Annotated in this window: 2 protein-coding genes; both read left to right on the forward strand. The window is 59.5% G+C overall.

What is annotated here, in order from left to right; genetic code table 11:
* A partial coding sequence (locus tag CAK78_RS09150) for a ShlB/FhaC/HecB family hemolysin secretion/activation protein (protein ID WP_141214157.1) occupies positions 1-555 on the forward strand: 555 nt, incomplete at its 5' end.
* A 244-nt stretch (positions 556-799) separates the two neighbouring features.
* Positions 800-9,250 (forward strand): two-partner secretion domain-containing protein (locus CAK78_RS09155; RefSeq protein WP_441296583.1); only part of this gene is annotated, 8,451 nt, incomplete at its 3' end.

Below are 9,250 nucleotides of genomic sequence, written 5' to 3' on the forward strand. Positions count from 1 at the left end.
ACGCGCGTAGAGCGTCACTTCTTCACCCTGAACCCCGCCTTGACGCTCGGTACCGACTGGTTCGGAGCGGACCGCGACCGTGGCCGCTCGGCTTTGTGGCCGCAGGCCCAGTTTGAGAAATGGGGGCTGTTTGGCAGCTACAGCACGGCGGGTGGTCAGTGGGGATGGCTCTCGACCTTCAATGCCCAATGGACGCCTGACCGGCTCTATAGCGTGGAGCGTTTGTCGCTGGGCGGCGAGGCCTCGGTGCGCGGATTCAAGGAGCAGAGTATCAGCGGGGATGTGGGTGGATACCTTCGAAACGAGCTGAGCTGGCAAGGCGCTACACCGGCCTGGCTTGGTCAATGGCGCACTTGGTTGGCACTGGATATGGGACGGGTGGATATGCGCAATCAGGGGGATGAGTGGCGTGGCATGGTGGGCACCGCCATGGGTTGGGAGCAACGCTATCGCCACTTTACCGGCAATATCAGCGTGGGCTTTCCGTTAAGTGCCCCCGCTTGGCTCAATGCTGACCCTTGGGTGCTCTATTACCGGGCGAGTGTGACGTTCTAGCAATGACATGTGGTGGCGATGCGTTGTGCGTCGCGAGAAGGCAATCAAGACGTGAAGGGATGGTTGAAGGTGGTTGAGATGGATGCAAACGCAATGAAGCAAGGTGAGCCGCGGTTTTCTCTGGTATGTCGCGCCGTGGTGTATCAGCTATGTGCATTGTTGGCCCTGCAACCGGCACACCCGGCATTTGCTGAAGGCATTGCGGTGGCGACCGGCAATACCACCCTCAATCAGGCCGGTAACGGTGTGCCTATCGTCGACATTGCCACGCCCAACGGCGCCGGGTTATCGCACAACCTCTATCAGGATTTCAANACAGCTGACCCAAACCCAGCTGGGTGGGCTTATTCAAAACAACCCCCACCTCAATGGCCAAGCGGCCAATCTCATCATCAACGAAGTGGTGGGCGCCAACCCGTCGCAGTTGCAAGGCTATCTGGAAGTGGCTGGTCAGCAGGCGGGTGTGGTGGTGGCCAACCCCAATGGCCTCACCTGTGATGGCTGCGGTTTCATCAATACCCCCAATGTGACGCTCTCGACCGGCAAGCCGGTACTGGATGCACAAGGCCAGTTGCAGGCCCTCGATGTGAAACAGGGCACCCTGACCGTAGGTGGCAAGGGACTGGATGCGACCAGACAGGCGTCGGTCGACTTGGTCGCGCGTGCGGTGCAGCTCAATGGCGCCCTGCATGGCCAGGCGGTCAATGTGGTGGCGGGTGCCAACAAGGTTAATCGCCAGACCGGGGAAATCGTTGCTCAGACTGGCAATGGCCCGGCTCCGGAAGTGGCCATCGACACCGCCGCGTTGGGCGGCATGTACGCGGGCAAAATCCGGTTGGTCTCGACCGAGCAGGGGGTGGGGGTCAATCTGGCCAACGTGGTGGCCAAACAAGGGGATTTGACCCTTGATGCCAATGGCCGCGTGCGGCTGCGTGACAGCGCAGCGCAGGGGCAATTAACGGTTAATGCGCAGGGAAATGCCGAGTTGGGTGGCAAGTTGGCAGCGCAAGGGGCGCTGATAGCCAATGCTACGGGTGATGTTACCCTCTCGCAAAGTCAGCTGGCTGCTGACACTGTCCAGCTTGCGGGCAAGCAGGTCACCCTCTCGGACAGTCGGGTGGATGCGCGCACGGTTACGCTGGCTGCCAAAGAGGCCCTGAGTCAGCAAGGTGAGGTGAGCGCTGCCGAGCAGTTGGCGCTGTCAGGCAAAACAGTCGTCCTTGCCGGTCGCCAGCAAAGTGGTGGTGGAGTAAGCCTCACCGCTAACGAAGGGGCAACACTGCAAGGCTCGCTGGCGGCAGCTGGTCCGGTGACCATCAAAAGTGGTAACCGCTGGGTACAAGGCAAGGCATCCACCCTTGAAAGCCAGGGAAGGGTCGAGGCCGAGGCTGATGAGGTCACGTTGTCTGGCAGGGTGCAGGGCCAGCAAATTGCGCTCAATACCAAGACCCTCACCAGCGATGCCAGTGTCACGGCGGGACAAGCGTTAGCCGTGACTGCTGTGCGTGCGACGCAGCAAGGTGTCATGCACAGCCAGGGGCAACTGAGCTGGCGCGGCGAGCAGCTTGATAACCAGGGCACCCTCTCGGCCGACGGTACTGGTGAGTTGGCACTTGCCAAGCTCGCCAATGAGCAAGCAGGCCAGGTGCTGACCAAGGGCCCGCTGACTATCAACAGCGAGACTCTGACCAATCAGGGCAAGGTGGTTAGCGAAGGCGCCTTGGCGCTCACCAATAAAGGGGCTTTGCTCAATACTGGCACCCTGGGCGGCGCCCAGCTGACCCTGGGTACTGACCGGCTGGACAGTCGTGGCATGTTGCTTGGGCGCGACGGGATTGCGCTCACCGGACGCGAACTCTCTTCATCCGGACAGCTGGTGAGCGATGGTGCTCTCACCATCGGCGGCCAGTTGCTGTTGTTAAGTGGCATCATCAAAGGGCAAGAGGTTGCTATCAAGGCCAACCAATTGGCGCTTGATGGCTCCTTACAAGGGGATGGCATCTCCCTTGAAGCGGACCAGATAGCCAGTGGCAATGCAGGTCAATTGCTTTCCCAAGCCACCCTCAAGGTCACTGCACGTGAAGCTGTGCAAGAGGGCACCTGGGCCGCCAAAGGGGAGATGGGGCTTGATATCGCTACCCTGCTCAACCGTGGCACCCTGGCCAGCGATGCAGCATTGCGCTATCAGGGCAACACCCTGGTCAATAGCGGCACTGTCTCAACCCAATCGCTGGATGTTCAGGCGCAGCAACTACGCAGCAGCGGCTTGCTGCTGGCCGCTCAAGCAGGGCAGATAACCAGCCACACCCTGGACAACCAGGGGCGCCTGCAGGCAGGCGGTAACCTCACCCTCAACACCACAGAACTGCTCAATAGCAATCAGCTTATCAGCGGCTTGGCGCTGGCTATTACCACCGGCACCTTCACCAACAGCGGCACGACAGCAGCAGGCTCTACCCTTGCCCTGCAGGGCACTACACTGACCAACCATGGCAAGTGGGTGGCCGGGGACGTTTTGCAGGTCAAAGCTGACACCGTCACGCAGGGACAAACCGGCATCACCGCCAGTAACCGCGCCCTCACCATTGGTGCCACCACCCTGACCGGGCAAGGCACGTATTCAGCAAGTGGCCCACTGACGCTCAAGGCTGCCACCCTCAATATCGATGGGCAACTGCATAGCGATGATGCTTTGACCCTCGACGCCGACCAGCTGAGCCTGGCTGGCACTGGCTACAGCAAGAGTGACCTCACACTTCGCACCAGTGATGCCACCCTCAGTGGCACTCTCACCAGTGGGCAAGATGCCACCCTGCAGTTAAGCGGTCACTTGCACCACAACGGCCGCCTCAATGCCAACCAGATTGCGGTCAGTGCTGCGCGTGTCGATGGCAGCGGCGACCTCTACGCCGAGAAAGCGCTCAATGTGAGCGCGAACCAGATGGCGCAAGGCGGCACTTGGCTCGCCAAAGAGAGTGCAAACCTCACCGGCGACAGCCTGCAACTGGGCGGCACCTTGGCCGCGCTGGCCGGGTTGACCCTCAATGCCACCTCTTCCTTGAGCAGTAGCGACAGTGCCAAGGTCATCGCAGGGACTCAGCTTGTGGTGACCGCACCGACGTTGCAACTGGCCGGACGCTGGCAAGCAGGCACAGATGCCACTGTCACTGCAGGTCAATTCACCCAACCCGGTGACCTGGTGGCAGGTGGCAAGCTGCAACTAAAAGCCGATAGCTGGCAAGCGCAGGGCGCAACTCAAGCGGCTGGGCCAATCGATGTAACCCTCACGGGCCATGGCGAGTTGGGTGGGCGAGTCAGCAGTCATAGCGATATCCGCATCACCGCCAACACTCTGTCCAATCGTGGTGAACTGCTGGGACAAGACAATGTGGCGCTGACCGTACAAGGCATGTTGCAGCAACTGGGCACGCTGATGGGGCAGCAGAGTCTCACCCTCGGTGCCGACCAACTGGACCAGCAAGGCGAGGTCATTGCTGGCAACAGCCAGGTCACTGCCCGCATTCTCAACCAACAAGGGTCGTGGCTCAGTGGCGGACAATTTAGCTATCAGGGTCAGCAGCTTGATAACAGCGGTCAACTGCAGGCCACCGATATCACTCTGCACGCCGACCAAACCAGCAACCGTGGCAGCGTGCTGGCGCAAAACCAGCTGACCCTCACCGGGACACGACTGGACAACCTGGGGCAGTGGCAAGCCGGNACGCTGATGGGGCAGCAGAGTCTCACCCTCGGTGCCGACCAACTGGACCAGCAAGGCGAGGTCATTGCTGGCAACAGCCAGGTCACTGCCCGCATTCTCAACCAACAAGGGTCGTGGCTCAGTGGCGGACAATTTAGCTATCAGGGTCAGCAGCTTGATAACAGCGGTCAACTGCAGGCCACCGATATCACTCTGCACGCCGACCAAACCAGCAACCGTGGCAGCGTGCTGGCGCAAAACCAGCTGACCCTCACCGGGACACGACTGGACAACCTGGGGCAGTGGCAAGCCGGGGCGCAAACCCTGACCCTCAATAACCTCGCCAACGGCCAAGGGGCGCAACTGCGCAGCCAGACCAATGGCATTATCAACGCGCAGCAACTTGATAACGCAGGCCAACTGGTGGCTCAAGGCGCCCTGCACATCAGCGGCAATACCCTGAGCAACCAAACCAGCGGCCTTATCAGTGCCGACACCTTGAGCCTGCAAGCCAGCACCAGTCTCAGCAGTGCGGGTATCCTGTTTGGCTTGCGCCAACTGCTGGTCACCAGTGCCACCCTCGATGGCAGTGGCCAGTTGCTGGCGGGTAGCAAGCTAGGCATCGACACCGGACGCGTGACTCAGATAGGCCAATGGCTCTCCGGTGGTGACCTAGCGTTGAAGGTCGGCAGCAGCCTGACCAGCCAGGGGAGCATCAGCGCCAAGAACCAGCTTGAGCTGGACGTGCAGGGTGACTGGCAAAACCAGGGGCAGTGGGTGGCAGGCAGTGGCATGCGCATCGCCACCACCGGTGCACTCGATAACCGTGGCAAGCTTATCAGCAATGGAGCCATGCAGGTGGTCGCGAGCAGTCTTGATAACAGCGGCAGTCTGCAGGCGGGCAGTACCCTGCGTCTTGATACCAGTGGCGCACTGCGCAACACCGGCATGATTGCCAGCCTGGGAGACCAGGTCGCCAACTCAGCGTCACTCTATAACAGCGGAACCTTTTATTCCGGTCGCCATATGCTGCTGGGCGTTGCCAATCAACTGGATAATCACACGGGTACCTTGCTTGCAGAAGGTGACCTGCACATCCGGGGATTGTTGGATGGACTCAAGGCTGTGTCGGTATTAAACCGCTCAGGTCGGATAGAAAGCAGTGCAAACATGCTCATCGAATCGCAAGTTCTGCGAAATGAGCGTGATGGTTTGGCTCTTCACGAAGAAAGCATTTTTCACACCACAGATGTCCCGCTGACCATTGATGTCTTACCCATTCGTGTTGAGGAGACTGAAGATTGTAACTGGGGTAATGACGGTGGCGGCGGCTCTGCTTGTCGACCTGTCTATACGCCGATATACGAGGGGGACCCCAAAGCCCCACAGCTGAAACTGGTTGAGCACAAGCGGTTAACGATGCCCACCATGGGCGGTAACGAAGCCATGATCATGAGTCAGGGCAATATGACCATGAGCGTTGATGATATCGTCAACGATGCCTCATATATCAGTGCCGGACTTGACCTCAACATGTACGGTAACACGCTCACTAACAAAGGTTACCAGCTTGGCGATACCATCACGGAGGCATTGTATACCTATCAAGGTAAACGCCCTGATGGTGCTCGCTTTGGTTACCGTCTCGACCTGACCGATGTGGTGACGCGATACGAAAACACCAGTGTTTTTAATGGCGTGCTATCCGCAGGGCGCAATATTCAGGGGTCATTTACCGGCCAGATTGACAACGTCACCATCAAAGCCAATGCGGGGCCGGTTTCCAGTACCACCACACGCCCGGATCTTGACAATGTCGCGGTTGATGGCCCCAGTGGCCCGACTTGGCAGGCTGGCCAACATGCTCAGCAAGTTGTCTTCACCCCGGTGGGCGAGCCCAATGGGGTACCGTTGCCGGAGTATCCGCTGCCGGGCGGCGGCAATGGTCTGTTTGTGGTCACCGACAAGCCCGATAGCCAATACTTGATAGAGGTCAATCCGCTCATCAGCGAGCTGGGCTCGGCAGGCAATGCGGCCCTCTCCAATATCGACCAGGCGCTGGCAGCTGCCGCGCAGGCCAGCGGGCAATGGGATAGCTGGCAGAACATCAACACCGCGCAGCCCGGCACTTTGCCTAATGGCGCCGCACTGGCGCTTGCGCCCACGGTCGAGCAAAACCCGACCTGGACAGACCTTGGCAAGTTCTTAGGGTCCAATTATTTCTTTGCGCAGCTTGGCTATAACCCGGAGCGCGATATCAAGCTGCTCGGTGATGCTGCGTTTGATACCCGCGTTATCCGCGATGCGGTACTGGCGCAAACGGGTCGGCGCTTTATCAATGGCGAGATGGGCTCTGATTTGGCCCAGATGCGCGCTCTGATTGATAACGCCGCGCAAAACCAACGCGAGCTGGGATTGATGCCGGGCGTCGCCTTGACGGCCGCCCAAGTGGCGCAGCTTGGCCGCAGCATGGTGTGGTGGGAGCCGGTGTGGTTCAACGGTCAGATTGTGCTCGCCCCCAAACTCTATCTGGCCGAAGCCGACCAGCGCCACCTCTCGGGTAGCGTCATCACCGCGGGTAACATCGACCTCAAAGCCGGTGGCATCAACAACAGCGGTACTCTCTTGGCTGATGGCACCCTGTTCCTTAAAAGCGGCAGTACCCTAACCAACCAGGGAGCCCTGCAAGCCGGTGGCGACCTCACCTTGCTGGCGATGGATGACATCCTCAATCAGGGACAGATATCCGGCCAGAACGTGACCCTTGCCAGTGCCAACGGCAGCATCATCAACCAGACCCAGACTGCGCAGCGTCATGTGGATGTCAACGGCATTCTCTCCGATGTCTTGAGCGACCAGACCCGCTTTAGCCGCACCGATGTCGGTGACATCGCCAGTATTACGTCTGCGGGCAATCTGTTGTTGCAAGCAGGTAAGGATATCAACCTCTCTGCCGCCGAGCTGCTGGCGGGGGACAATATGGCACTGCAGGCGGGTAACGATATCACCATCGGCAGCCTTGAGAGTCGCCATACCTGGGAAGAGGGACAAAACCGTTTCTCGCGCATCGACCAGCTGATGAGCGAGCTCAATGCCGCTGGCAACCTATCCCTCAGCGCAGGCAATGACCTGAGTCTGGTGGCCTCAACGGCTGACGCCAAGGGCGATGTGAGCCTGAGTGCAGGCAATAACCTGGTACTGGCCAGCGAAGCGAACCAGAGCAGCGATGATGTGCAGCAGGGCAGCAAGCACACCATCGACCGCACCACCACCCAAATCGGCGCCACTGTCTCTGGTGATAACGTGAGCCTGAGCGCAGGCAACAACCTGCTGGCCCAGGCCAGCACCATCGAGGCGCAAGGCAATGCCAGCCTGCAAGCCGGTGGCGAGCTGCAACTGACTGCGGCCGATAACGAGGAGTACCACTACGAGAAGAGCAAGAGCAGTGGCACCTTCAAATCCAAAACCACCGAGATAGAGCAGCGGGATGTCACGGCGCAGGGCACCACCATCACCGCCGGTGGCAATGTGAGCCTCTCAAGCCAAGGGGACATGACCCTCAAGGGCAGCGATATCAAGGCCGGTGAGACCCTTGCCCTTGATACCGACGGTCAGCTCAACCTGCTCACTGCCACTGATGAGCACTTCTACCGCAAGGATGAGCAGAAGAAGGGCTTTACCGTCACCGCCCAGGGCAATGGCACCAGCTCCACTACCGAGCGGCAAAACCAGCTCGAGGGCAGTGACATCACCATCAACGCAGGCCAGGGCGTGTTGTTGCAAGTGGGTCAGCGTGAAGGGGAAACCCTGCAAGCCAATCTCACCGCACTGGCAAACGAACCGGGCATGGCCTGGGTCAATCAGGTCAGCCAGATGCCGGGTGTGAAGATGGAGGCGGTACAAGAGGCCTATGAGCAGTGGGATTACAAGCAACAGAGCCTCAACCCCATCGTGGCGTCGGTGATTGCGATTGCGGTAGCGGCAGCCTCGGGGGGTACTGGTGCAGCCTTGCTGGGTACACAGACAGCCGCGACCACCGCCATGGCCAACACCGCCTTTGCCACGCTGGCGACTCAGGCAGCCCAATCCATGGTGTTGCACGGTGGTGACCTCTCTGCGGTACTCAAAGACCTTGGCAGCAGTGCCAATATCAAGCAGTTGGCGACGGCGGTCGCGACAGCGGGAGCGCTAAGCGGCTTTGACCAATGGGCGAAACTCGACAGCGCAGCCAAGCAAGCCAACAACCCGTTTGCCCAACCGGGTGCGGCGGACTTGATGAGCTGGGACACCTTCAATCGGGTGACCGGCCACGCCACCATTGGTGCGGGTATCAACAGCACCATCAACGGTGGCAGCTTTGAGGATGCGTTTAAGGACAGCTTGCTGGCCAATATTCAGGGACAAGTGGGCAAGTCAGTGGCTGGCGTTATCGGTGATAACGGCGATGCGCTGGGTGAGGCAGGCAAGACTATTGCACACGGTGTCACCAGCGGCGCAATTGCTGAAATCACCGGCGGCAAATTTGAGGCTGGCGCAGCAGGCGGCGCCATGTCCGAGCTGGCCAGTAACTGGAGCCTGGGGGCCTTTGGTGGCAACGAGGAGTATCAGGTTGCGCTCAACAAGGTGTTAGGTGGGCTAGCTGCAGCAGCGGTTACTGGCGATGCAGCTGACTTTGATACCGGCGCAGACCGGGCTGAGACGGTGCATCGGTATAACTACTTAAGCCACCAACAGAAAGCGACCCGTGAACAGGATTTTGCCTCGTGTCAGGGAGAGCTGCTCTGTATCGCCCAACATGGCGCAAAGTGGGGCGCCATCAATCTCTTGCAAGAAACCAGTTATGGTGCCGGCCTGTTGGCGGGTGTTCCCGCAGGTATGGTGGATAGTGTACAAGGGGTGGTGCAACTGGGGCTGAACCCAGCTCAAACGTTGGATGCGCTAAAGAGCCTAATAAACAATGGCGATCTGCTTGGTAACGTGACCGATGCGGTAAAA

This window comes from Aeromonas sp. A35_P, assembly GCF_002259925.1.
GTDB lineage: Bacteria > Pseudomonadota > Gammaproteobacteria > Enterobacterales > Aeromonadaceae > Aeromonas > Aeromonas dhakensis.